This window comes from Pseudarthrobacter sp. fls2-241-R2A-127, from assembly GCF_030209355.1.
Taxonomy (GTDB): domain Bacteria; phylum Actinomycetota; class Actinomycetes; order Actinomycetales; family Micrococcaceae; genus Arthrobacter.
Window position 1 is genome coordinate 1 of sequence record NZ_JARVSF010000053.1, and the last position, 25,324, is coordinate 25,324.

At 65.9% G+C, this 25,324-nt stretch carries 20 protein-coding genes; 4 read left to right on the forward strand and 16 right to left on the reverse strand.

The genetic code is table 11. The annotated features are described in order from the left end of the window. Nucleotides 1–346 precede the first annotated feature (346 nt). From QRN53_RS21200 to QRN53_RS21210, 3 genes are read right to left on the reverse strand one after another with little or no spacing between them, the layout of a single operon-like run. Nucleotides 347–4,012, reverse strand: coding sequence for a 1,4-alpha-glucan branching enzyme (locus tag QRN53_RS21200; RefSeq protein ID WP_285245783.1), 3,666 nt, complete (start codon nt 4,010–4,012; stop codon nt 347–349). 1 nt (nt 4,013) lies between these two features. Then, nucleotides 4,014–5,807, reverse strand: coding sequence for a maltose alpha-D-glucosyltransferase (gene treS / locus QRN53_RS21205; protein WP_285245784.1), 1,794 nt, complete (start codon nt 5,805–5,807; stop codon nt 4,014–4,016). After that, the gene (locus QRN53_RS21210; RefSeq protein WP_285245808.1) at nt 5,804–7,846 is read right to left on the reverse strand and encodes an alpha-1,4-glucan--maltose-1-phosphate maltosyltransferase; all 2,043 of its coding nucleotides are present in this window, start codon (nt 7,844–7,846) and stop codon (nt 5,804–5,806) included. The genes treS and QRN53_RS21210 overlap by 4 nt, the downstream gene beginning before the upstream one ends. Nucleotides 7,847–8,038: 192 nt before the next feature. On the opposite strand from QRN53_RS21210, the gene glgP reads away from it, so the two are divergent. Beyond that, nucleotides 8,039–10,657: an alpha-glucan family phosphorylase gene (glgP, locus tag QRN53_RS21215; protein ID WP_285245785.1), complete on the forward strand. Its 2,619-nt coding sequence runs from the start codon at nt 8,039–8,041 to the stop codon at nt 10,655–10,657. Between the two features lie 82 nt (nt 10,658–10,739). Here glgP and QRN53_RS21220 read toward each other — a convergent pair whose 3' ends face one another. The 8 genes from QRN53_RS21220 to QRN53_RS21255 form a co-directional block, all read right to left on the reverse strand. Then, nucleotides 10,740–11,096 carry a barstar family protein gene (locus tag QRN53_RS21220; RefSeq protein WP_285245786.1) on the reverse strand — a complete coding sequence of 119 codons (357 nt, stop codon included), beginning with the start codon at nt 11,094–11,096 and terminating at the stop codon, nt 10,740–10,742. A 7-nt stretch (nt 11,097–11,103) separates the two neighbouring features. Beyond that, the gene (locus QRN53_RS21225) at nt 11,104–11,592 is read right to left on the reverse strand and encodes a guanyl-specific ribonuclease (RefSeq protein ID WP_285245787.1); all 489 of its coding nucleotides are present in this window, start codon (nt 11,590–11,592) and stop codon (nt 11,104–11,106) included. Nucleotides 11,593–11,624: 32 nt separating this feature from the next. After that, nucleotides 11,625–13,730 carry a glycogen debranching protein GlgX gene (glgX, locus tag QRN53_RS21230; RefSeq protein WP_285245788.1) on the reverse strand — a complete coding sequence of 702 codons (2,106 nt, stop codon included), beginning with the start codon at nt 13,728–13,730 and terminating at the stop codon, nt 11,625–11,627. An 88-nt stretch (nt 13,731–13,818) separates the two neighbouring features. After that, nucleotides 13,819–14,808: a 23S rRNA (guanosine(2251)-2'-O)-methyltransferase RlmB gene (gene rlmB / locus QRN53_RS21235; protein WP_285245789.1), complete on the reverse strand. Its 990-nt coding sequence runs from the start codon at nt 14,806–14,808 to the stop codon at nt 13,819–13,821. 105 nt (nt 14,809–14,913) lie between these two features. After that, a complete protein-coding gene (gene cysS / locus QRN53_RS21240) occupies nt 14,914–16,380 on the reverse strand; it encodes a cysteine--tRNA ligase (RefSeq protein WP_285245790.1) in 1,467 nt (488 codons plus the stop codon). Nucleotides 16,381–16,389: 9 nt separating this feature from the next. Further along, complete coding sequence (gene ispF, locus QRN53_RS21245; protein WP_285245791.1) at nt 16,390–16,902, reverse strand: 2-C-methyl-D-erythritol 2,4-cyclodiphosphate synthase; 513 nt, start codon at nt 16,900–16,902, stop codon at nt 16,390–16,392. Next, on the reverse strand, nt 16,899–17,678 hold the full coding sequence (gene ispD, locus QRN53_RS21250; protein WP_285245792.1) for a 2-C-methyl-D-erythritol 4-phosphate cytidylyltransferase: 780 nt from the start codon (nt 17,676–17,678) through the stop codon (nt 16,899–16,901). The genes ispF and ispD overlap by 4 nt, the downstream gene beginning before the upstream one ends. A gap of 107 nt (nt 17,679–17,785) precedes the next feature. Further along, a complete protein-coding gene (locus QRN53_RS21255; RefSeq protein ID WP_011690592.1) occupies nt 17,786–18,268 on the reverse strand; it encodes a CarD family transcriptional regulator in 483 nt (160 codons plus the stop codon). A 271-nt stretch (nt 18,269–18,539) separates the two neighbouring features. Here QRN53_RS21255 and QRN53_RS21260 point away from each other — a divergent pair, with 271 nt between their 5' ends. Then, complete coding sequence (locus QRN53_RS21260; RefSeq protein ID WP_285245809.1) at nt 18,540–19,121, forward strand: hypothetical protein; 582 nt, start codon at nt 18,540–18,542, stop codon at nt 19,119–19,121. An 81-nt stretch (nt 19,122–19,202) separates the two neighbouring features. Here QRN53_RS21260 and QRN53_RS21265 read toward each other — a convergent pair whose 3' ends face one another. Both QRN53_RS21265 and QRN53_RS21270 read right to left on the reverse strand, forming a co-directional pair. Continuing rightward, nucleotides 19,203–19,883 carry a response regulator gene (locus tag QRN53_RS21265; RefSeq protein ID WP_026264738.1) on the reverse strand — a complete coding sequence of 227 codons (681 nt, stop codon included), beginning with the start codon at nt 19,881–19,883 and terminating at the stop codon, nt 19,203–19,205. Beyond that, on the reverse strand, nt 19,880–21,121 hold the full coding sequence (locus QRN53_RS21270) for a sensor histidine kinase (RefSeq protein ID WP_285245810.1): 1,242 nt from the start codon (nt 21,119–21,121) through the stop codon (nt 19,880–19,882). Before QRN53_RS21270 ends, QRN53_RS21265 begins: the two co-directional genes overlap by 4 nt. Nucleotides 21,122–21,326: 205 nt before the next feature. On the opposite strand from QRN53_RS21270, the gene phoU reads away from it, so the two are divergent. Next, nucleotides 21,327–21,989 carry a phosphate signaling complex protein PhoU gene (gene phoU, locus QRN53_RS21275; protein WP_285245793.1) on the forward strand — a complete coding sequence of 221 codons (663 nt, stop codon included), beginning with the start codon at nt 21,327–21,329 and terminating at the stop codon, nt 21,987–21,989. Between the two features lie 66 nt (nt 21,990–22,055). On the opposite strand, the gene QRN53_RS21280 is transcribed toward phoU, so the two are convergent. After that, complete coding sequence (locus tag QRN53_RS21280; RefSeq protein WP_285245794.1) at nt 22,056–22,802, reverse strand: phosphoglyceromutase; 747 nt, start codon at nt 22,800–22,802, stop codon at nt 22,056–22,058. 100 nt (nt 22,803–22,902) lie between these two features. On the opposite strand from QRN53_RS21280, the gene QRN53_RS21285 reads away from it, so the two are divergent. Next, complete coding sequence (locus tag QRN53_RS21285) at nt 22,903–23,757, forward strand: class I SAM-dependent methyltransferase (protein ID WP_285245795.1); 855 nt, start codon at nt 22,903–22,905, stop codon at nt 23,755–23,757. On the opposite strand, the gene QRN53_RS21290 is transcribed toward QRN53_RS21285, so the two are convergent. Both QRN53_RS21290 and QRN53_RS21295 read right to left on the reverse strand, forming a co-directional pair. Beyond that, nucleotides 23,742–24,095 carry a DUF2516 family protein gene (locus QRN53_RS21290; protein ID WP_285245796.1) on the reverse strand — a complete coding sequence of 118 codons (354 nt, stop codon included), beginning with the start codon at nt 24,093–24,095 and terminating at the stop codon, nt 23,742–23,744. The genes QRN53_RS21285 and QRN53_RS21290 overlap by 16 nt on opposite strands. A 9-nt stretch (nt 24,096–24,104) precedes the next feature. Next, a complete protein-coding gene (locus QRN53_RS21295; protein WP_285245797.1) occupies nt 24,105–25,295 on the reverse strand; it encodes a trans-sulfuration enzyme family protein in 1,191 nt (396 codons plus the stop codon). Nucleotides 25,296–25,324 lie beyond the last annotated feature (29 nt).

Consider the following 25,324-nt stretch of genomic DNA (forward strand, 5'->3'; position numbering starts at 1 on the left):
AACTTGGCACACTATTGAGTTCTCAAACAACAGACACACCCAGCACCACCCAAACCATCAAGGTCCAAGATCGCTCCGGAGCAACTTTCCAAACTTACCGGCTGACCTCCAGCGTGTCAAATCGGCGTCCGCGATCTTCCTCAGCATAAGCTTGGGGGATCGGTTGTCCGCCTGACTCCGTGGAGCAGCGCGGAAATAAACTCTACCACCACTTATTCGGGATCGCCAGTCGGCGTGGAGCGGCTGTCATCGCTGTCATCGACCGGCCCGATTCGCCAACGCGAAGGGCCCGGAATCCTGCCGGATTCCGGGCCCTTCCGACTCACTGCGAAGAGTCCTTGGGTTCTCAGGCCGAGGCGGCCGCTCCCGGCTTGAAGTAGGACGCGCCCAGCGGAGGCAGCGTCACCGTCAGGGTGGCCGGCTGCCCGTCCTGTCCTTCGGTGGTGGCCGTCAGCCCACCACTGTTGAGGACGCCGGAGCCGCCGTAGTTGGTGTGGTCGGTGTTGAGGACCTCAGTCCAGGCGCCGGCCGATGGCACGCCCAAGGTGTAGCCGACATGTGGGCCCCCGGAGAAATTGATGGCGCAAACGATCGGTTCGCCGTCGGTGCCCCACCTGATGAACGAGAGGACGTTACGGTCGGTGTCTCCCCCGTTGATCCATTGGAACCCGGCCGGGACGTTGTCCTGGGTGTAGAGCGCCGGTGTCGACGCGTACAGCTCGTTGAGGTCCTTGGTCAGCAACTGGAGTCCCTTGTGCGCGGGAATGTCGGCCAGCCACCAGTCCAGGCCGTACTGTTCGGACCACTCCGCCTCCTGCCCGAATTCAGTACCCATGAAGATGAGCTGCTTGCCCGGGTGGGCCCACTGGTAGGCAAAGAACGCGCGAAGGTTTGCCAGCTGCTGCCAACGGTCCCCCGGCATTTTGCGGAGCATGGAGCCTTTGCCGTGGACTACTTCGTCGTGGCTGATGGGAAGGAGGAAGTTCTCCGTGAACGCATAGACCAACGAGAACGTCACTGTGCCGTGGTGCCACCGGCGGTTGTAGGGGTCCTCGGAGATGTACTTGAGGGAGTCGTGCATCCAACCCATGTTCCATTTCAGGCCGAAGCCCAGCCCACCGTTGCTGGTGGGGGCGGTGACGCCCGGAAACGCGGTGGACTCCTCCGCGATCATGACAGCACCCGGGTGTGTCTTGTAGACCGTGGCGTTGACTTCCTGCAGGAAGGAGATGGCTTCGAGGTTTTCCCGGCCACCGAAGCGGTTGGGCCGCCACTGGCCTTCCTCCCGCGAGTAGTCGAGGTAAAGCATCGACGCCACCGCGTCTACGCGCAGACCGTCAATGTGGAACTCGTCCAGCCAGTAGAGGGCGTTTGCCACCAGGAAGTTCCGGACCTCGGTGCGGCCGAAGTCAAAGATGAGCGTCCCCCAGTCGGGGTGTTCGCCGAGGGCAGGATCAGCGTGCTCGTAAAGGGGTTCGCCGTCGAACCGGGCCAGCGCCCAGGCGTCCTTCGGGAAGTGGGCGGGCACCCAGTCCAGCAGTACGCCGATTCCGGCCTGGTGGAGCATGTCCACCAGGTAGCGGAACTCGTCCGGGTGGCCGAACCGGGACGTCGGCGCGAAGTAGGACGTGACCTGGTAGCCCCAGGAGCCGCCGAACGGGTGTTCTGCCACGGGCATGAACTCCACATGGGTGAACCCGAGCCATTTGACGTACTCCACCAGTTCCTTGGCGAGCTCCCTATAGCCCAGTCCAAGTCGCCAGGAGCCGAGGTGCACTTCATAGACACTCATGGCCGAGTTGTGGGGATCACGCTGGGCGCGTGCTTCCATCCACTCGTCGTCCTTGAAAGCGTAGGACGGTTCCACCACCCGGGAGGCCGTGAGCGGGGGAACTTCGGTGCCGAACGCGAGGGGGTCGGCTTTTTCCACCCAGTATCCGCCGCGGGTCAGGATTTCGAATTTGTAGCAGGCGCCCGCTTCCACCCCTGGAATGAAGACTTCCCACACCCCGGATGATCCCAGCGAGCGCATGGAGTTTTCGCGTCCGTCCCAGGCATTGAAATCACCTTTGACGCGGACTGCCTGTGCGTTGGGAGCCCAGACGGCAAAGGAAACACCGTTGACGTCCCCCAGCGAGGACTTGTAGTGCTGGACGTGGGCGCCGAGTACCTCCCAAAGCTTCTCGTGCCGGCCCTCGCCGATGAGGTGCAGGTCCACTTCCCCTACTGTCGGCAGGTAGCGGTAGGGCTCATCAACTGTCACCGGCTCTTGGCCCGGGTAGGAGACCGAAAGCCGGTAGTCGGGAACATGGCCCTGCTGTACCGGTTCCAGGACGGCGACCCACACGCCGTGGGCCTCGTGTTCCATGGGAACTTCACCGGCCTGGGTAACGACGGTGACTGCTTCGGCCAGGTGCTTGACGGTCCGGACGGTGACGTGCCCGTAATCGTCCAGGTGCGCGCCCAGGACGGAATGGGGCGCGTGGTGTTCACCGTTCGCGATCTTGCCCAAGGTGCCTTCGTCCACGTGGAGCGGCACCCCCGGGCGGTCAGTTTGTGCTGAGCCTGTCATTTCGTTACCTTCCGATGCTGCGCCGGCCTGATCGCCGGTGCCGTTACCGCTCAGGAGCCGCCTGGAGGCGTTCACGGGGATCGCCAGCCAGTCGGGCCTGTTACGCATTTCATAAACAACTTCGTACAGCGCTTTGTCCAGCCACAATGCCACAAACAGGGGCGAGGTCCGGTCTACCGTGCCGGGAATGACGGCTGAGTAGCCTTCGAGGAACGCGTCCGCGCAGTCGTCCACCCAGGTGTCCGGCACCTGGGCGCCCTCCTGCTCGCGTTGGGCCGCACCGGCCGCGTAGTCGAAGGACCGCAGCATTCCCACGACGTCTCGAAGCGGCACGTCAGGGACGTTCCGCTCGGCGATGGGCCGCAGCGGTTCGCCCTCGAAATCAAGGATGGCCCACCGGGACTGGCCACCGGATTGACCGGTGACCTGCAGGATTTGGCCCAGGTGAAGGTCGCCGTGGATACGTTGGAGGAGGCCGGTGGGCGCCCCGTCCAGGTTTGCCAGGAGGACTTCCAAAGCGTCGTCATAGGGTCCGACGGCGGTGCCGGCTTCCGCCCAGGCGCTGCGGACACGCTGGGCTACAGCGGGTCCAATGGCCTTGCCGGCATCGGGCGCAGCCGACTGTCCCAGCGCTTCCGCCAGCCGTCGGTGAACACTGGCCGTGGCCGCACCGAGGGCCCGCGCTTCCGCCGTGAAGTCGGCACCTTGGCGAGCGGCGTCCACGGCCAGCCGCCAGGCATCGCGGCCCCCGGCGAGGAATTCGTGGGCCACCGCCAGCTCGCCCTGGACGGGTTTGCCTTGTCCGAGCCATTCTCCGCGGACCCAGCCGAGTGTTGCAGGCACTTCGGGCGTTCCGGCCGTGGTCAGCGCCGCACCGACTTCGATTTCAGGATTTATCCCGTCCGAGAGCACCCGGAAGAATTTCACCATCGCCGCGGATTCGCCGTCGTCCACAATGACGGAACTGTTGGACTGCTCTCCGGAGAGCACTTTCACCACGCCCTTGGCGGTGGGAAGGCGGTAGGGCCCCTCGACGCGGTGTCCGGTGGCAGACCCGCTTGCAGACTTCTCCTCCTGCCGGATGAGCTCGAGCCACGCACCGACGAAATCAGGATCGTGCACGGCGTCGTAGACCCACGGACGGGACGGGTCGGTTCCTGCCGCTTCGCCGACGAGCGCCCTTTCCATGCCACCGGCAGGTGCCGGGCGGAAGCTCAACGGAACCTGGACCACGGTGGTGCGCCGGCCGCCGTCGGGCCCGTCCGTGGTGACACCCAGGAGGAACACGGCAAGCGCGGCGTGGCCCGTTGGGTCGGAAAGGCCCAGGCTGCCCACTTGGGACATGGCGAAGTCTGGAGTCTTGACGGGGAACCAACGCTGCTGCGGCAGCCATTCCTTGAGCAGCGCGGTCAGGGCGGGAGTGAGGATTGGCTGGTTCATCTCAGTTCTCTATCGACAGGATGGGCATGGCCTGGGTGTAGGGCGACGACGGGTTGGACCCCGCCGTCCGCATGCGGAGCCAGAAGAAATCATGGCTTCCGATGGTCAAGGTGAGGCTTCCGTCATCGCCGATGCCCGGGAAGGGCTGGCCACCAAAAACGTCGCGCAGCCCCCGTCCCGCGTACTCGGGAATGGCCAGTTTGGCGGCCACGGGATGCTGGGAGAGGTTGAAGGCGCACAGGATGGTTTCGGCCGGGGCGCCGGCCGGGTTGTTGGCCGGCAGCTCGCGCAGGTAGGCCAGGACGGCATCGTGGTCTGCTTCCACGTGTTTGAACCCGCCAAGGCCGAACGCGGGGTGGTTCTTGCGCACGCTGAGGATCTGCCGTGTCCAGCGCAACAGCGACCCGGAATGGGCAGCCTCGGCTTCGACGTTGGCCATGCTGTAGTTGTAGACCAGCGACTGGATGGGCGGCAGGTACAGCTTGCCAGGATCGGCGTGAGAGAACCCGGCGTTCCGGTCCGGGTTCCACTGCATCGGGGTTCGGACGGCGTCGCGGTCCTCAAGCCAGATGTTGTCGCCCATGCCGATCTCGTCGCCGTAGTAGAGGAACGGGCTACCCGGAAGCGAGAGCAGGAGCGCGTTGATCAGCTCGATCTCGGCCCGGGAGTTGTCGAGCAGCGGGGCCAGGCGGCGCCTGATGCCGATGTTCGCTCGCATGCGTGGGTCCGGCGCGTACCAGCCCAGCATGGCCGCGCGCTCATCGGCGGTGACCATCTCCAGGGTCAGCTCATCGTGGTTGCGCAGGAATGTCCCCCACTGGGCACCGTCGGGGATGTCGGGAGTGTCGCGCATGGTTTCGATGATGGGCGCGGCCTTCTGGTCCCGGAGGGCATAGTACAGGCGGGGCATGATCGGGAAGTGGAAAGCCATGTGGCATTCGGGTTCCTCCTCGGTCCCGAAGTACTCCACCACCTCGTTGGGCGGCTGGTTTGCCTCGGCGATTATCACCCGGCCGGGGTAGCTTTCGTCCACCATGGCCCGGAGGCTGCGGAGGAACTCGTGGGTGGCGGGCAGGTTCTCGCAGTTGGTCCCCTCTTCCTCGAAGAGGTAGGGGATGGCGTCTGCCCGGAACCCGTCGATGCCCTGGTCCAGCCAGAAGCGGACCACATCGAACACGGCCTCGATGACCTTGGGGTTTTCGAAGTTCAGGTCCGGCTGGTGGCTGAAGAACCGGTGCCAGAAGAACTGCCGCCGGATGGGATCGAACGTCCAGTTCGATTCCTCGGTGTCAACGAAGATGATGCGCGCGTCCTGGTACTTCTCGTCGGTGTCGCTCCAGACATAGAAGTCGCCGAAGGGCCCGTCGGGGTCTTTCCGGGATTCCTGGAACCAGGGATGCTGGTCGGAGGTGTGGTTCAGGGGCAGGTCGATAATGACCCGGACGCCGCGGGCGTGGGCTTCGGCCACAAGCCGCTTGAAGTCGCTGATGGTGCCGAACTCGTCCAGCACGGAGTTGTAATCCGAGATGTCGTAGCCGCCGTCGCGCAGCGGTGACTGGAAAAACGGGGGCAGCCAGAGACAGTCCACGCCCAGCCACTGAAGGTAGTCCAGCCGGTCGATGAGTCCGGAGAAGTCCCCGGACCCATCGCCGTTGGCATCCGCAAAGGCCCGGACCAAAACCTCGTAGAACACGGCCTTGCGGTACCACAGAGGGTCATGCTGGAGGCCAGGCGCATTTAGCTCGAACGTGCTCTTGGGTGTGAAATGGCCGGAACTTTGCGGATTAAAACTCACGAATGCATTCTCCTCACGCTCAGGATGTGGGCGGGCTCCACGTGTGGGTCGAGGCGCACGTAGTTGTACTCGCCCCATTCCCAGCTTTCACCGGAAATCAGGTCGTCCACGTAGAAGCCCCCGCCCGGGGTGAGGTCCTGCGGGTCCAGTTCCAGCGCGGCAAGGTCCAGGGTGACGGTGCATTCCCGGGTGCCGTGCGGGTCCACGTTGACCACCACGATGATGGTGTCCTTGGACCCGTCGGGGAGGGTCTTGTGCTTGGAGTAGGCCACCGTGGCGTTGTCAGTGCTGTGGTGGACGGTCAGGTTCTGCAGGTCCAGCAGTGCCGGGTGGTCCCGGCGCAGGTGGTTCAGCCGGGTGATGTACGGGGCCAGCGTGCGCCCCGACTCTGCCGCAGCCTCCCAGTCACGTGCCTTGTATTCGAACTTCTCGTTGTCGATGTACTCCTCGGCACCGGGCCGGGCGACGTGTTCGAACAGTTCGTACCCGGCATAGACCCCCCACAGCGGGCTGGCCGTGGAAGCCAGGACAGCCCGGATCCGGAAAGCCGCCGGGCCGCCGTACTGCAGGTATTCGGTGAGGATGTCCGGGGTGTTCACGAAGAAGTTCGGGCGGAAGTACGCCGGGGATTCGTGGCTGACTTCGTCGAAGTACTCCTCGATCTCCGTCTTGGTGTTGCGCCAGGTGAAGTAGGTGTACGACTGCTGGAAGCCTGCCCGGCCCAGAGCGTGCATCATGGCAGGGCGGGTAAACGCCTCGGCAAGGAATACCACGCCGGGGACGTTCTTATTCACTTCCGCAATAAGCCATTCCCAGAACCACACCGGCTTGGTGTGCGGGTTATCCACCCGGAAAATCTTTACCCCGTGGCTGACCCACAGCAACACAATCCGGAGGATTTCGCGGGAAAGCCCTTCCGGATCATTGTCGAAATTGAGCGGATAAATGTCCTGGTACTTCTTGGGCGGGTTTTCCGCGTAGGCGATGCTGCCGTCCACACGGGTGGTGAACCATTCGGGGTGCGATTGCACCCACGGGTGGTCCGGCGCCGCCTGCAGTGCCAGGTCCAAGGCCACTTCCAGGCCCAACTCGTTTGCACGGGCCACAAAGGCGTCAAAGTCCTCGAACGAACCAAGATCGGGGTGGATGGCGTCGTGGCCGCCCTCTTTCGCGCCGATGGCCCAGGGTGAGCCGGGGTCGTGCTGGCCGGCCACCAGGGTGTTGTTGGGTCCCTTGCGGTGCTGTACGCCAATGGGGTGGATCGGGGGCATGTAGATGACGTCGAAGCCCATGGCCGCGACGGCATCGAGGCGGCGGGCCGCGGTCCGGAAGTTTCCCGACGTCCATGCGCCGGTGTTGTGGTCCTTGACGGCGCCTTCGGACCGCGGGAAGAACTCGTACCAGGCGCCCCGGCCTGCCCGGTCCCGTTCCACCAGCAGGGGGAACTTCTCCGAAACGGTCACCAGTTCGCGGATGGGCTGGCGCGCAACGATGTCCGCGACCTCCTGGCCGAATCCGGCCGCGAGCCGTTCCTCGGTGCTGCGGGACTGGTCGGCAAGGACGTCGGCGGCGTGCCGGAGGGCTGCCCGGTCCACCTCGTCCCGGAAGTCCTCGACAGAGGCTTCACCGAGCAGCCTGGCACCTTCGGCGAGCATGAGTTCGACGTCGATGCCGGCGTCGATCTTGACCTCGGCATTGTGGTGCCAGGTGCCGTAGCGGTCGTGCCAGGCTTCGATGACGAAGGACCAGTTGCCGGTTTCCGACGGCGTGAGGACGCCTTCCCAGCGATCGGTTCCCATTCCGCGTACCCCGCGGGGAGGGGCGAGCCGGACACGCTGCCGCTCAGCCCCTGTGGGGTCCAGGAGGACGGCGCTGACGCCGAGCTGGTCATGGCCTTCCCGGAAGGCGGTGGCCCCCACAACGATCGCCTCGCCGGGAAGTGCTTTGGCGGGAACTTTTCCGCCGTCGACGACGGGCTGCACGTTGGTGATGGGAAAACGCCCGAACCGCAGACCCTCGGTTATGCGGCGCTGGGGCATTTTGGTGGATGCGGCACTGGTTCCTGAGTTAGTCGTCACAGCCTCGACGTTAGCGAGAAATGCCCAGGATTGCTAAGGCTGCTGCTTGAAATCCATCGCGTCGCCGCCCAATTTCTTCACGCCCCTGTCATTTACCCAAAAGAAACCCAAAGCTTGTTCCGGCCCGGCAGGTTGTCGGTTAGTGTGGCGCAGGTGAAGGCAATCCGCAGGTTTACGGTCCGTACAGTCCTCCCCGAGCCCATCCGGCCGCTGGCCCGGTTGGCCAGCAATTTGCGGTGGTCGTGGCACCGCCCCACCCGCGAACTCTTCGCCGGGCTCAACGCGCGCCTGTGGGAGGAAAGCGGCCAGGACCCCATCGGTTTCCTGGGTATGGTCAGCCGCGAGGAGTTCCAGCAGCTCGCCGCCGACCAGTCGGTGGTGGAGCGGGTCCGCGCGGCCGAAGAGGACCTGGACCGGTACCTCGAGGAGCCACGGTGGTACCAGGGCCTGGGACCGGACGCCCCCGCCTCCATCGCCTACTTCTCTCCCGAATTCGGTATCACCGAGGTCCTCCCCCAGTACTCGGGCGGCCTGGGCATCCTGGCGGGCGACCACCTCAAGGCGGCTTCGGACCTGGGTGTACCACTGGTCGGTGTGGGCTTGCTCTACCAGGCCGGGTACTTCAAGCAGTCGTTGTCCCGGGACGCCTGGCAGCAGGAGACCTACCCGGTCCTGGACCCCGATGGCTTGCCCCTCACGCTGCTCCGCGAGCCGTCCCCGGACGGTAACGGAAAAGCCGTGGAGGTATCGCTCCCGCTTCCCAACGGCCGCCGCCTCCTGGCACACATCTGGCGTGCCGACGTCGGACGCGTTCCCCTGCTCCTGCTCGACTCCAACGTGCCCGGCAACGACGACGCCGCGCGCAGCATCACGGACCGGCTGTACGGTGGCGGCGGTGACCACCGGCTGCAGCAGGAACTGCTGCTGGGGATGGGCGGGGTCAAGGCCCTCCGCGCGTTCCAGAAGCTGACCGGTTCACCGGCCCCCGAGGTGTTCCACACCAACGAAGGACACGCAGGGTTCCTGGGCATTGAACGGATCCAGGAACTCATGTCCGGTGAACAAGCACTCTCATTCGACGAAGCGCTGGCAGCCGGCCGCGCCTCCACCGTGTTCACCACGCACACCCCGGTCCCCGCGGGCATCGACAGGTTCGAGATCGCCCAGATCAGCCACTTCTTCCAGGCCGGCCTGGCACCGGCCGTCCCGCTGGACCGGATCCTGGAACTGGGCCGGGAAAACTATGCCGACGGAAACCCCGCCGTCTTCAATATGGCCGTCATGGGCCTCCGCCTGGCCCAGCGCGCCAATGGCGTGGCCAAGCTCCACGGAGAAGTGTCACGCGGGATGTTCTCCGCACTGTGGCCCGGATTCGACCACTCGGAAGTCCCCATCACGTCAGTGACCAACGGCGTCCACGTGCCCACCTGGGTGGACAGCCGGATCTCCAAGCTCGCGCGCGACCAGTTCGGCAGCGAGGCGGAAGCACTGGGCAAGTGGGACCTCGCCTACAACGTCAGCGACGCCGACGTCTGGGCGCTGCGCCGCGAAATGCGGGCAGCACTGGTGGAAGACGTGCGGCGCCGGCTCCGGGCCGCATGGAAGAAGCGCGGCGCGGCCGACGCCGAGCTGGGCTGGACGGACAACGTCCTGGACCCGGACGTGCTCACCATCGGATTTGCCCGCCGGGTGCCAACGTACAAACGCCTGACCCTGATGCTGCGGGAACCGGCGCGGCTCAAGGCCCTTCTGCTGCACAAGGACCACCCCATCCAGTTGGTCATCGCCGGAAAATCCCACCCGGCCGATGACGCCGGCAAGAAGATGATCCAGGACCTGGTGCGGTTCACTGACGACCCCGAGGTCCGGCACCGCATCGCGTTCCTGCCCAACTACGACATCGCGATGGCCAGGACGCTCTTCCCGGGCTGCGACGTCTGGCTCAACAACCCGTTGCGGCCCTTGGAGGCCTGCGGTACGTCCGGCATGAAGGCCGCCCTGAACGGTTCGCTGAACCTGTCCGTCCTGGACGGCTGGTGGGACGAGATGTACGACGGCGAGAACGGCTGGGCGATTCCGACGGCGAACAACGACGCGTCGCCGGAAGAACGGGATGACATCGAGGCTGCAGCCTTGTACGAGCTGCTCGAAACGCAGGTGGCGCCGCGCTTCTACGGCAGCACGGTGTCCGAGGGTGCAGGGGCTGCAGGTCCCTCCACCACCCGGAGCGAGACGGTCCCGACGCACTGGGTGTCCATGATCAAGCACACCCTCTCGCACCTGGGTCCGGCAGTCTCGGCCGAGCGGATGCTCCGTGACTACGTGAACATCCTGTACCGGCCGGCAGCTGACGCCGGCCGCAGCGCCACCGCGAATTCATACGCCCAGGCCCGGGCGCTGGCGGCCTGGTCCGCCAAGGTGCGCGGCGCCTGGCCACAGGTCCACGTTGAGCATGTGGATTCCGTGGGCGTGTCAGAGGACCCGCAGATCGGCGACACCCTCCAGGTCAACGCCTACGTGGCCCTGAACGCCCTGGCGCCGGAAGACGTCTGCGTTGAGGTGGCCTACGGACGGGCCGAGGAGAACGACACCCTGGCGGACATCACCATGATGGAACTGCAGGTGAAGGAGGACCTGGGCAGCGGCCGGCACCTGTTCAGCGGCTCACTGCTGATCGACCGCTCCGGACCGTTCGGCTACACGGTCCGCGTACTGCCCCGGCACGAGGCGCTGGCCTCCAAGGCGGAGCTCGGCCTGATCGTCAACGCCTGACCTGGTGTCCGGCCGGCCGCGGCCGGCCGGACACGGGGTACCCGGGGTAACGTGCGGCCCCGGCACAGGGGACGCGGGAGCCTCAGAGCAGGACAGCCGTGACGGCGAGGTCCGTGCCGGCGTAACGCTCGGCGTCCTGCAGGATTTCACAGATGATGCCGAATGCCCTCTCGCTCCGGAACGGGGCGGCAACCTGCCAGAGGACGGTCACGGGCGGATTACCGTTGTCCGTGATGCTGTCCGCGAAGTCGTGGAGCGAATCGTTCAGCGCGTCCAGGTTCACACCGTAATGCTCAGGGAAGTCCAGGACTTCGCCGAAGGTCTCCAGGACGGCGCGTTTGCTGTCGGCCGGCGGAACCACGAGGCTGCGGCGCCCGGCGTCAGCCACCTGCTCCTGCAGTTCTTCGAGGGTCCAGGTATCGCCGGAAAAGATCTTCATGGGGGTGCTAGCTGCCTTCCGCTATGTACTTGAACGTTGTGTAGTGGTCACCGGTGTAATACTTCTCGCCGCCGTTGCCTGCCACGATCCGCCGCGCGCCCCGATCCGGTTCACCGGGCGTCGGAACCGTGTACTCGCGGTAGTAGCCCCGGTCCCGGGCGGGCAGGACACGCTCCAAGTTGCCGAACACCTGGTCGTCCTGGCTGAACTGGTACGGACCACCCGCCCGGATCAGCGCCAGGACGCGCCGCCCCTCCAGCGGGAGCGTGGACTCACGGATTTCCGGCAGGCTGGACGGGTTGGCTCCCCGGTGTGCCGCCGCGCTCTTTCCCGGCGCCCGCGTACCCGCCCCGCCGGGAGCCGGGCTGGCGCCGGAAGCCGCTCCCGGCGTCGTGCCTTCACCCTGGCCGCCCAATAGACCCGCCCCGCCGAACGCCACCAGCGCCAGCACCACCAGGGCAGCCAGGAGTAAGGGAAGCACGGAGCGTTTGCGCATTCGGGTGTACCTGCCGGCCGGTTCTACTGGATCTAGGTTCGGTAGATGCTGATGGAGTTGGCCTCGGCAACATCGGTCTCGCCCGAGGCAACCCGGCTGCCCTGCCGCTGCTCGTGGAAGGGAGATGTGGTCAGGCGCAACTCGAAGAGGCTCGGAGCTGCCCGACCGGGGTCCGGCAGCGTGATCTGCACATCCGTATCGCCGCCGTTCACCACCACCAGGCCGGCGAGCGCACCGCCGTCGTCCCCCAGCAGGAGCTGCAGGACGCGATGGTGCGGATCGTTCCACCGCTCGGCGGACATGGGCTGCCCGTGCTGGTCGAACCAGTAAAGGTAGGACTGTTCGTCGCGGACAGGGAAATCGTGGGGCTGGGCGGCGAGGAACTCTTTACGCAACCGGATGTACCGCTTGGTGCTGCGCAGCATTTCGTGTGCCTCCGGCGTCAGCGTCCAGTCCAGCCAGGTCATGGGGCTGTCCTGGCAGTAGGCATTGTTGTTGCCCTGCTGCGTCCTTGCCAGCTCATCGCCGGCGGCAATCATGGGGACTCCGAGCGAAACCATCAGCGAGGCCATCAAGTTGCGGCGGGACTGTGCCCGCCTGGCCAGGATCAGCCCGTTCTCCGTTGGCCCCTCCACTCCGTGGTTGTAGCTGCGGTTGTCTCCATGACCGTCCCGGTTCTCTTCACCGTTGTCCTCGTTGTGCTTCCGGTCGAAGGAGACGAGGTCATTCATGGTGAAACCGTCGTGGGCGGTGACGAAATTGACCGACGCCAGGCGCGAGCGGCCGGATGCCTGGAAGAGGCCGGCGGAACCGGACAGCGAATCCGCGAGCCTGGCCATGGTTCCGCCGTGGCCGCCGGCGTCCATGGCGGCGCGGTCTGCCAGCCAGAACGTCCGGACGGCGTCCCGGAAGTGGTCATTCCAGTCCACCCATCCGGCCGGGAAGCGCCCGGTCTGCCAGCCGCCGTAGCCGACGTCCCACGGCTCGGCGATCAGCTTGACGCCGGAAAGAACGGGATCCGCGGCGATGGCGGTGAGGAACGGGTGGTTGGGATCGAACTCGTTCTCAGCGTTGCGGCAGAGGGTGACGGCGAGGTCGAACCGGAAACCGTCAACGTGGAACTCGTCCACCCAGTACCGCAGCGAATCGACCACCAGCTGGACCACGTGCGGCTCGCCAAAGTTCAAGGTATTCCCGCAACCGGTGGTGTCCACGTACTTTCCGTGGCTGTCCATCCGGTAGTACGCCTGCTCCCCCAGGCCGCGGAAGCTGACGACCGGGCCGTCCTGTGTTCCCTCAGCAGTGTGGTTGTAGACGACGTCGAGGATAACTTCCAGGCCGGCGTCATGCAGGGCCTTGACCATGCCCTTGAACTCGTCCTGGACCCCCTGGGGGCCGGCTTCCCGGGCGGCACGGGTGGCGTAGCCGGGGTGCGGGGCGAAGAAGGCGGCGGTGTTGTAGCCCCAGTAGTTGGTGAGCCCCAGGTCCTGCAGGTGCGGCTCATCGAGGTGGAAGTGGACGGGCAGCAGCTGCACGGTGGTGATGCCCAGGCTCGTGAGGTGCTCCACCACGGCAGGGTGCCCCATGCCGGCGTAGGTGCCCCGCAGGTCTTCGGGCACGTCCGGATGGAGCTTGCTCTGGCCCCGGACATGGGCCTCATAGAGGATCGTGTTGCGCCACGGCAGGGCCGGGGGCTCGTCTGCTCCCCAATCAAAGCCGGGAGCGGTCCGGACACTGGCCAGGAGCCCGTCCAGCTCGTCCACACCCCGGCCGTAGGGGTCAAGCAACAATGGCGGGTTGCCGGCGTCGTTCCCGCTGCCGGCTGCGTCAAGCGGGGGCAGGGGTCGATGGTCGGAGGACGGGCGGAACCCGTACCGCGAACCGTACGGCAGGTCCTCGACGATGCCGTAATGGACGCCGCGCAGCACGTTCGGCAGGGTCCGGGACCGCCACTGCCCGGCCGGCGGACAGTAGACGATATCCAGGCCGGTCACCGCAGGAGCGAAACACGCAACGTTGGCGCGGCCGCCGGCATGGTGGCGCGTTCCGCCGGAATCAACGCGCGGAACACTGACACCGAGGGGAACCGGCGAGGATGCGTCCATGGTGGATGCGGTGTCGAAAAGCGGCATGACCATCACCTAAATAATATCGGCCAGAGGCACGTGACCAGCCCGGACACCGCTGGGGCGCCGGGTTGTGTGTGGAAATTATGTGGGAAGCGGCCTAGTTCGCAGCGCGCTGGCGGGAGACCTCGTACAACGAGATGCCCACTGCCATGGAGGCGTTCAGGGATTCCATCGCGGAGTCGATGGGAATCGAGACGATCTGGTCGCAGTTCTCCCGGACCAGGCGGCTCAGGCCCTTGCCTTCCGAGCCCACCACGATGCACACGGGTTCCTTGGCCAGGGTGAGGTCGGGCAGCGAAACATCGCCGTCGCCGTCGAGCCCCAGCACGAAGATGCCCATGCCCTTGAACTGCTTCAGGGCGTTGTTCAGGTTGGAGGCGCGGGCAACGGGGACGCGGACGGCGGCGCCGGCGCTGGTCTTCCAGGCCGAGGCGGTGACGCCTACGGAGCGGCGCTCCGGAACGATGACGCCGTGGCCGCTGAAGGCGGAAACGGAACGGATGATGGCTCCGAGGTTCCGGGGATCGGTGATGCCGTCAAGGGCGACGAAGAGCGGCGCGTTGCTGACGTGCCCCTTCTTCCACTTCTCCACGGTTTCCTCGGCCAGTTCGTAGGCGTCCCGGTATTCGTACGGCGGAATCTGGAGCACCAGGCCCTGGTGGACGGCGTCGTCGGTCATCCGGTCCAGTTCGGGCTTGCCGGTTTCGAGCAGCGGGATGCCACGTTCGGCGGCGAGCTTCAGGGATTCCTTGACGCGGTCGTCCATCTCGATGCGGATGGCCACGTGCAGGGCCTTGGCCGGGATGCCGGCTCGGAGCGCCTCAACCACGGAGTTGCGGCCGGTGACCACTTCTTCGGTGGCGCGGCCCTTGGGACCGGACTTGGCGGCCCCGGCACTGCGGGCGCCCGTTCCGCGCTTGGCCGCGGACCGCTCGGCGAGTTGCCGGGCCTTGTGCGCCTTGTGATAGACGCGGTCCTCCGCCTTGGGCGTTGGTCCCTTGCCTTCGAGCGCCTTGCGGCCATGGCCACCGGTTCCGACGGTTGGGCCCTTCTTCGCTTTAACCGATCGGCGACCATTGTTGGCCATGATGTTCCACCCTTGATTGTGCTGACTGAATCTGCCTACCAGTCTACTGACCCGAAAAAAATCGGCGCGGCGCGGTCTTTGGGCGTGCCCGGGCGCGGTGGCTGCTCAGTCCCGCTTAAGGCTCCAGGTGGCGCCGTCCGGGCCGTCTTCAACCACGACGCCGGCCTGGCTGAGGGTGTCCCGGATGGCGTCGGAGGCTGCCCAGTCCTTGGCGGCCCGGGCAGCTGCACGGGCCGCCAGCTGTGCCTCCACCAGCACTCCCAGGGCGTCGGCTTCACGGCTGTCCGCCTTGCCGGAACCGGCGACGGCGTTGAGGCCCAGGACGTCGGTCATGGTGGCGACGGCGTACATCGCCTGCCGGGCGGCGTCGTCGTCGCCGTCCGCCAGGGCCGTGTTTCCGGCCCGCACGGTCTCGTGCAGTGCGGCAAGGGCGCGCGGGACATTCAGGTCGTCGTCCATCGCGGCTGAAAAAGTGTCCGGGACGCCAGCCAGGGAACCGGTGCCGGCGGCCAGGAATCCGGAGTCAGCGCCGAAGCGCGCCACGGCTTTCGCCAGGAACCCATCGATGCGTTCGACGGCGGCAGCGGCTTCCTGGAGGGACGTGGGCCGGTAGTCCAGGACGGACCGGTAGTGGGCCTGGCCGAGGTAGTAGCGGACAACGCGGGGGGATGCGAGTTCCAGCATTTCCGTGGGGCTGATGGTGTTGCCCACGGATTTGGACATCTTTTCGCCCTGGTAGGTCACCATGCCGTTGTGCATCCAGAAGTTGGCAAAGCCATGCCCCGCAGCCTGGGACTGCGCCATCTCGTTTTCGTGGTGCGGGAACCGCAGGTCCAGGCCGCCGCCGTGGATGTCGAAGGCAGTGCCCAGGTACTTGGTGACCATCGCGGAGCATTCCAGGTGCCAGCCCGGGCGCCCGGCGCCCCACGGCGAGGCCCAGCTGGCGGTGGCCGGCTCTCCCTCTTTGGAACCCTTCCACAGCGCAAAGTCGCGGGGATCCTTCTTGCCGCGGGGATCGGCGTCGGGCGCTGCCTGCATGTCATCGATGTTCTGCCGGGTGAGGGCGCCGTACTTGTCCCAGGAGCGGACATCGAAATACACATCGCCGGACGCGTCCAGCGCGGGGTAGGCGTGGCCGCGGTCAATGAGCTGCTGGATCAGGGCGTGCATCTCGGGGATGTGCCCGGTGGCCCTGGGCTCGTAGGTGGGGCGCGAGACACCCAGGGTGTCGTAGGCCGTCAGGAATTCACGCTCGTAACGGTAAGCCAGCGCCCACCATTCTTCGCGGGGCACTTCGCCGGCCTCGGGTGTGAAGTCCGGCGCGAAGGAGGCCTCGGACTTGGCGAGGATCTTGTCGTCAATGTCCGTGACGTTGCGGACCACCGTGACGCGCAGGCCACGGTACTGCAGCCAGCGGGTCAGCTGGTCGAAGGCGATGGCGGAACGGATGTGGCCCACATGCGGCATTCCCTGGACCGTGGCCCCGCAGTAATAGAGGCTGACCTTGCCCTCAACGATCGGGATGAAGTTCCGGACTTCGGCGGAGGCGGTGTCATAGAAGCGCAAGGTCACCGCTCCAGACTAGCCGATGGTTTCCCGGGTCCGCGGGTACACCAACGCGGTGGCCACCGCGGAGATGCCCTCGCCACGGCCGGTGAATCCCAGGCCGTCGCTGGTGGTGGCAGTGACGCTCACCGGCGCACCGGCAGCCCCGGAAAGGACTTCCTGCGCTTCTTCCCGGCGGGGACCGAATTTCGGCCGGTTGGCCACGAACTGGACGGCGATATTGCCGATCTCGAAACCTGCGGCCCGGACGATCCGCGCCGCCTCGGCGAGCAGGGTCACCCCGGATGCGCCGGCGAACTCCGGGCGGTCGGTGCCGAAATGCGTGCCGAGGTCGCCAATGCCGGCGGCGGAGAACAGGGCGTCAGCCGCCGCATGGGCCACGGGGTCGCCGTCTGAATGGCCGGCCAGGCCGCGTTCGCCGGGCCAGAGGAGTCCGCCGAGCCACAACGGGCGGGCCTCGTCCTGGCCGGCGTAGGCATGGACATCGATTCCCACTCCGGTCCGCGGCACGATCATGTCCGCGCTCATCCTTCCACCCACCGGGCACCGAGCGGGCCTTCAAGGAGCCCTTCCGCGAAGATCAGGTCAAGCGGCGTGGTGATTTTCAGGGACTGGGTTGAGCCGCGGACAGCGTAGACAGGCGTTCCCAACATCTCCACGAGCATGGCGTCATCGGTGACGGCCGCCGACTGTTGCCGGTCCAACCCCCCGGCGGCCCGGTGCGCCTGCACCAGCGTGTCGAGCTTGAATCCCTGGGGTGTCTGGACAGCCCGCAGTTCCTCGCGCCTGGCTGTTCCCGTGACTACTTCCGGTGCGAACATGCTGTCCTCCCCGGAGGTGGCGGCAACGGTCTTGACGGTGTCCACCACCGGGAGCACAGGGATGACGGCGGCTGCACCGGCAGCAAGGGCTTCGGCCACGCGGTGGAAAACGGACTCGGGCGTCAGCGCCCGGGCGGCGTCGTGGACCAGGACGGCATCGGTGCCTTCCATCAGGGCAGCCATCCCCGCGCGGACGGAATCAGCCCGGGTGGCACCGCCGTCGACAAGGGTGAGGAGGGGGCCGCCGTCGGCCAGTTCTTCCCGGAAGTCGCCGCAGAGTCGTCGGAGTCCCTCGTCTCCCGCCGGCAACACCACGCATACCTGGCTTGCGACACCGGAGGCGACGATACCCCGCAAGGCATGCATTAGGATCGGTTCGCCACCGAGCGGCACCGCCGCTTTGGGCATGCCGTAGCCGAGGCGTTGCCCGGAACCGGCGGCCACCACGATGACTCCCGTGACCAAGGGCGTTGATTCACTCATGCGGACTAGCCTACGACGACGTTGCGGCCTCGACATGCCCCGGATGGGGTCCGGCTCGAGGCAAAAAGAAGCCCCGGCGGCACATGGGTGCTGCCGGGGCTAAATTCTTAGGAAGCCAGGACCTCGTCGAGAACGCTTGCCGCCTTCTCCTCGTCGGTCTTTTCAGCCAGCGCCAATTCTGAAATCAGAATTTGGCGGGCCTTGGCCAGCATTCGCTTTTCGCCTGCGGAAAGGCCCCGGTCGTGATCGCGGCGCCACAGGTCGCGAACGACCTCTGCTACCTTGATGACGTCACCGGAAGCAAGCTTCTCCAGATTTGCCTTGTACCTGCGTGACCAGTTGGTGGGTTCCTCCGTGAACTCGGCACGAAGCACATCGAACACGTGCTCCAGGCCTTCCTTGCCCACTACGTCCCGAACCCCAACAAGATCAACGTTTTCTGCTGGAACTTCAATGGTCAGATCACCCTGAGCCACCTTGAGCTTGAGATACATTTTCTCTTCGCCCTTGATGGTGCGCATCTTGATTTCTTCAATCTTCGCAGCACCGTGGTGAGGGTAAACTACTGTCTCGCCGACCTCAAATACCATGTGGACATTTCCCCTTTCCCGCAGACCAGTTTATCACGATTCAGGCATATGACCGGCCGGAGAAAGGGCTCCCAACCGCGAAAATACGCGGAAAAACGGCCCAATCCACCTCCTCCACCCCCTTGACGGATGAGGATAATAGTGCATCAGGTGAGCGTTCCCACAGACGATGTGACGGCCCCGAATCCTCGTTTGACCCCGTTTGCGGATAGGCTATGGCTGAAAAAGACTTCAAATTTCTCGAGGAGTACGTGACGTGCGTTCCACTGCGATGAACCGGGCCCAGCGCGGCAAACTGGCACTGACGGCTGCCGCCCTTGGCGTCAGCCTGCTGACTGCGGGCTGTGGTTACATCACGCCCCAGCAGACCAGCTTCCAGTACTCCGCCTCGGATGGCATCCGTGCAGACCTCGGCCCGCTGCAGCTGCGGAACATCCTCATTGTCTCCAGCGGCGAAGACGGACCCGGCCGCCTGATTGGCGCCGTCTACAACTCCTCCTCCAAGGACGTGAAGCTCACGGTCAACGGCGCCAAGGGCTCGCAGACCGAGGTTCCGGTGAAGGCGAACTCCTTCACGCTCCTGAACGAAAACACCGATCCTGCCATCCTGAGCACCACCGGTGGAAAGCCGGGTTCGCTGGTGGACGTCAAGATCAGCGAGAACGGCACCAACGTCACCAGCACGGTCAAGGTACCGGTCCTGGACGCCACGTTGAAGGAGTACAAGGACTACCTGCCGACCGCCAGCGCGTCGGCCACACCGTCGGCATCGTCCTCCACGAGTGCGGGCGCAACCGCCACCGCGACCGCCTCCGCCACCCCGACGGCCACCGCAACCGCAACCAGCCGCTAGGGCCTGCACCCGACGCAGCGGACAGCAAAAGGGAGGAGCCCGGGGGCTCCTCCCTTTTTTGCACTGATTTTGTTCTCCCCGTTACGGCTCGAACTTGTAACCGAGGCCGCGCACGGTGACCAGGAACCGGGGAGCGGAGGGATCGGGTTCGATCTTGCCGCGCAGGCGCTTCACATGGACGTCAAGGGTCTTGGTGTCGCCAACGTAATCCGAACCCCACACCCGGTCGATCAACTGCCCACGCGTGAGGACCCGCCCCGAGTTGCGCAGGAGCATCTCGAGGAGCTCGAATTCCTTCAACGGCAGCAGGACCTGCTCGCCGTCCACACTGACCACGTGGCGTTCGATGTCCATCCGGACAGGGCCGGCCTGGACCGTCGAGGAAATGAGTTCCTCTGGTTCGCCCTGGCGCCGCAGGACCGCCCTTACCCGGGCTACGAGTTCGCGGGAGGAGTACGGCTTGGTGACGTAGTCATCGGCACCGAGCTCCAGCCCCACCACTTTGTCGATCTCGGAGTCCTTAGCTGTCAGCATGATCACCGGAACGCTGGAACGCTGCCGGAGCTGGCGGCATACCTCGGTGCCGGACAGGCCAGGCAGCTGCAGGTCCAGCAGCACCAGGTCGGCACCGTTGCGGTCGAATTCGGTAATCGCGTCGAGGCCGTTGTCCACCACCTCAACCTCGAACCCTTCCTTGCCCAGCAAATAGGACAAGGGATCGCTGAATGACTCCTCGTCCTCCACAATCAAAATCCTGCTCAAGCGCTAGCTCCTCGTTCTGTTGCGCCGGCGGCGCGGGGTACTTGGGTGAGGGTCGGCGGGCCGGCCGGCTGCCGCGCCGGCGCCAGTGCCGGTGCGGTGGGGACCGGACGGTCGCTGTCCTGTCCTTCCATCTCGGGAAGCCGCAGCGTGAACGTCGATCCCTGGCCCGGCTGGGACCAGAGCGTGACCTCGCCGCCATGGTTCGATGCCACATGCTTGACGATGCTCAGGCCCAGGCCGGTGCCCCCGGTCTGGCGCGAACGGGCGGCATCCACCCGGTAGAAGCGTTCGAAAACGCGCTCCTGGTCCTCGGGCGTGAGCCCGTCCCCCTGGTCGGTCACCGAGATGGATACCAGGCCTTCCCTGGACCGTACCCCGATTCCCACCCTGGTGTTGGCGGGCGAATAGCGGATGGCGTTGTCGATGAGGTTGCGCAGCGCCGTGACCAGCAGGTCCTGGTCACCGAACACCTTGCCCTCGGTGCGGCCGCCCACCACAATGCTGATGTTCTTGCTTTCGGCCGGCAGCTGCGACCGGTCCACGGCCTCGGTGATGACCGCGTTGATGTCCACGGGGCCGCCTTGCTGCGTCACGCTGGCGCCCTGCAGCCGGGACAGTTCGATAATGTCCTGGACCAGTGCGGCGAGGCGGGCAGATTCCTTGTGCATCCGTTTGGCGAACCGGCGGACCGCTTCCTCGTCATCCGCGGACGACTCGAGCGCCTCAGCCAGCAGGGAAATAGCGCCGACGGGCGTCTTCAGTTCGTGCGAGACGTTGGCGACGAAGTCGTTGCGGATCTCCTCCGTGCGGGTAATTTCGGTCCGGTCATCGGCGAGGAGCAGGATGTATTCCTCACCCAGCATGGCGGCCCGGACCTGGACGATGATGGTCCCCTGTCCCAGCGGTCCGCGGGGCAGCTCCAGCTGTTTCTCGAGGATGACGCCGTCCCGCCGGACGCCCGCCGTCATGTCCAGGAGTTCTTTGTGGACCACCGTGTGCCCGCGGACCAGGCCGTAGGCGTAGGCTGCCGGGCTGGCACGGACAACACCGTCGACGTCGTCCAACACCACAAAGGCCCGTCCGACGACGGCCAGCACCTCCGCCGCCCCGTCCGGCAGCGCAGGTTCCCCGGCGTCGACCTCGAGCAACTCGCGCTGCTTCTCGCTGACCCGGAACGCAAGCACGCCGAACGTGCCAAGCGCCAGGCCAACAAGGCCGGCGACCAGACCAATGAGCATAGGATCCACAGCTCCACTTTATGCTCTTGCCCGGGGCCCGCCGGCGCTTCGAAGCCCTTACCGCGAACGGTTCAACTAACGTTCACCTCCATGGGCATAATCGTTTACCGGGCGATGACAGAGTTAATGGTTAGAGCGCCCAATGGCGACACGATTCCTGCTGCCCTGGAGCGGCCGGCGGGAGTTCCAAGGAAAGGACGCCTACGTGCGTAAGGTTTTTCAGGAAGAGCTGACCCAGGTCGGTGACCAACTGGTGGAGATCTCCCGGCTGGTCAGCGAAGCGATAGACAAGGCCACCACCTCATTCCAGGTAGCTGACGTGGATCTCGCCCAGGACGTCATTGCGGCGGATGCACGCATCGACTTCCTGCAGAACAGCCTGGATGAGCGGGCCATCGACATCCTGGCCCTGCAGGGCCCCGTGGCCAGCGACCTGCGCATGATCGTGGGCTCGCTCCGGATGAGCGCCTCCCTGGAGCGGATGGGCGACCTCGCGCGCCACATCGCCCAGCTGGCCCGCCTCCGGTACCCGTCCATGGTCATTCCGGAGTCCATGACCGCGACCTTCAACCGTATGGCCGAACTGGACCAGGAGATCGCCGACAAGTTGACGGTGCTCTTGGAGAGCCGCGACCTCGAGGTGGCGAGGGACATCCTGAAGGCGAATACGGCCATCAATGACCTGCACCTGAGCGTCTTCAAGGCCATCGCCTCACCCGAGTGGACTGAGTCACCGGCGACCACCGTGGACGTGGCCCTCGCCAGCCGCTACTTCGAGCGGTTCGCGGACCACGGCGTCTCCGTCGCCCAGAAGGTGACCTATCTGGTCACCGGCGCGTGGCAGCCGAACGCCACCGAACACAGCTAAATCCTCAGATAACGACGGCGGGCCGGTCACCGAGGTGACCGGCCCGCCGTCGTTCGCGTTTAAGCCCTATTTCTTGCCCTGGTTGGCTACGGCCAGGATTGCCTGCTCAGCGGCCTCGGGGTCGAGGTAGGTTCCGCCGGGCTTGACCGGCTTGAAGTCCTCGTCGAGGTCGTACACCAGCGGGATTCCGGTGGGGATGTTCAGGCCGGCGATCGCCTCGTCACTGATGCCGTCCAGGTGCTTGACCAGCGCGCGGAGCGAGTTGCCGTGGGCGGTGACAAGGACGGTCTTGCCTGCCTTGAGGTCTTCCTTGATGTCCGATTCCCAGTACGGGAGGAGGCGCACCAGGACATCCTTGAGGCACTCGGTGCGCGGGAGGGCATCGCCCAGGCCGGCGTAACGGGGGTCGTGGGCCTGGGAGAACTCGGAGTCGTCGTCCAGGGGCGGCGGCGGGGTGTCGTAGGACCGGCGCCATTCCATAAACTGCGCTTCACCGTATTCGGCCAAGGTCTGGGCCTTGTCCTTGCCCTGCAGCGCGCCGTAGTGGCGTTCGTTCAGGCGCCAGTCCCGCTTGACCGGGATCCAGCCGCGGTCGGCTTTGTCCAGGGCAATGTTGGCGGTGTTGATGGCCCGCTTCAGCAGGGAGGTGTACAGCACGTCCGGGAGGATATTGTTCTCCACCAGCAGCTCACCGCCCCGCGCTGCTTCCGCGCGGCCCTGGTCGTTGAGGTCAACGTCCACCCAGCCGGTGAACAGGTTCTTGGCGTTCCATTCGCTGTGGCCGTGGCGCAGCAGAATCAGCTTGTAAGTCATGATTTTCATCCTAGCCGAGCAGTGTTGCCGGGCGCCCAGCGTTACAACGCCGGGCAGGCTTTTGGACCCGGCCCCACCCCCGCGGGGATAGTGTGGAGCCGTGGTTCAAAAGGCTGAACGGGTGAATTCCCCGCAACTCTCCGGCAGGACATCCGCCGCCCGGCAGTCCCGCCCCGTAGGCAACGTCACCCGGGGTACCACCAACCCCAACCGGATGCGGCGCGTGGACCGCTGGTTGACGGGGCCGCAGGCGTGGCGGCTGCGTGCCGCGGCGGACCCCCTCGTGGTGGACCTGGGCTACGGCGCAACCCCGGCTACCGCCGTCGAACTCTTTGAACGGCTCGCGGCAGTGCGGCCGGACGTGCGCGTGTGCGGCGTCGAAATTGAGCCTGGTCGCGTCCGGGCCGCTCTCCCGCTCGAGCGCCCGGGACTTTCTTTCCGCGTGGGTGGTTTCGAGCTTCCCGTGCCGGGCCGCCCGGTCCTGGTGAGGGCCTTCAACGTCCTGCGGCAGTATGAAGAGGCGGACGTTCCGGGAATCTGGCGCCTGGTGCAGGACCGGTTGGCACCGGGCGGACTGTTCATCGACGGCACGTGCGATGAAGTCGGCCGCAGGGTCACGTGGGTTGCCCTTGACCCGGAACGGCCGCTGTCCTTGAGCATTTCGGTGCGTTTCGGCAGTTTTGACCTGCCCTCGGAGGTGGCCGAGCGCCTGCCGAAGGCCCTCATCCACCGCAATGTTCCGGGCGAACGGGTCCATGACTTCATGGCGGCGGTGGACCGGGCCTGGCTGGAGTGCGCGCCCCTTGCCTCGTTCGGCAACAGGCAGCGCTGGGTGGGCATGTGCCGGAGCCTGCGCGACGCCGGGTGGCCGGTCCAGGACGGGCCGGCCAGATGGCGGCTGGGCGAATTAACCGTGGGCTGGGACGCCGTGGAACCTGGTTACCAGGGGCCGTAGGGCCCCGTGTTGCGGCTGCCGCCCCGGCCGGCGTCCTTCACGGCCGGACGGACGTCAGCGAGGTAGACGGAGGCGGCCACCACCGCGGCGAGTCCAAAGAGGCCAAGGGTGCTGACGATGCCGCCGCCGGCGCCGAACAGCGAAATCACGCCCACGAGCGTGGCGCCGCCGGTCAGCGCAAGCCAGAATGCCTTGGTCCGCTTGCCCGTGGCCTCGAACGCATTGGCCTTGTGGCGGACACAGTCCACCAGCGCCCACAATTCCAGCCCCAGGGCCACCAGGCCAAGGATAAAGAACACTGCCTGCTCTACAGGCCGAATAATCAGTTCACCGTCCACGAACCCAGCCTAGCCGCCCAGCGTGTCCAGCGCCTGCTTCAGGTCCGCCCAGAGATCCTCCACGTTTTCGACACCCACGCTGAGTCGTACCAGGTTTTCCGGCACGCTGGCAGGTTCCGCCGTGTGCCTGCGCCGGCGTTCGATCAGGGACTCAACGCCACCCAGGGAAGTGGCGGGAAGCCATAGCCCGAGGGACTGCACCACCTTGTCCGCAGCATCGGCGCCGGCCAGGCCCGCGGCCGGCGCCACCTGCACGCAGATGATGGAGCCGAAGCCTTTCATCTGGGCTTTAGCCCTCGCATGGCCGGGGTCCGACGGGAGGCCCGGGAAGCGGACGGATTCAATGGTGGGGTGCGCGGCCAGGCGTTCGGCCAGGAGCATTGCGGAACTTTGGGACCGTTCAACCCGCAGCGCAAGGGTCCGCAGTCCGCGCAGAGCCAGCCATGCTTCGAAGGGACCGGCAATGGCGCCGTGGATAATGCGGTGGTGCAGCAGGGCGGACCGGATATCCGGGTTGGAGGTGACAAGCGCGCCGAGGACGACGTCGGAGTGCCCGGCGAGGTATTTGGTCACGGAGTGAAGCACGACGTCGGACCCGAGTCGGAGCGGCTGCTGCACCAAGGGGGTCGAAAAGGTGTTGTCCGTGACGACGATGGCTCCAGCGGCGTGGGCGGCCTCGGCGACAGCCACCATGTCCGCGATTCCCAGCATCGGGTTGGTGGGGCTTTCCAGCCAGAGCATGGCCGCGGCCCGCGCCGAGGGACCGGTGGGAGCCAGGGCGGCTTTGACCGCGTCGGTATCGGAGATGTCCACGGTGCGAAGCTCGATAAAGCCCTTCCGGGCAAGTTCGGTGGCCATGACCAGCGAGCCCGAGTAGCTGTGGTCCGGCATCACCAGCACTCCGCCGGCCGGGATCAGGGACAACGCCGAGCTGACGGCCGCCAAGCCTGAGGCGTACAGCAGGCCCGGCAGCGCGGAGCCCTCAAGCTGACCCAGCGCCTCTTCGAAGGGATCCCATGTCGGGTTCGAATAGCGGCCGTAGCCCCGGTCCCCGTCGCCCAGCGGACCGGTGCCGAAGTAGGTGGAGGACAAGGTGATGGGCGGGTTGACCGGCTGGTCCCTTTCCCGGGGCGGACGTCCGGCCGCGACCACCACGGTCTCGGGGGAAAGGGACGCGGCCTGGTGCTCGGAAAGACTCATGCTCAAAAGCGTACTGTCCGGCCCGGACC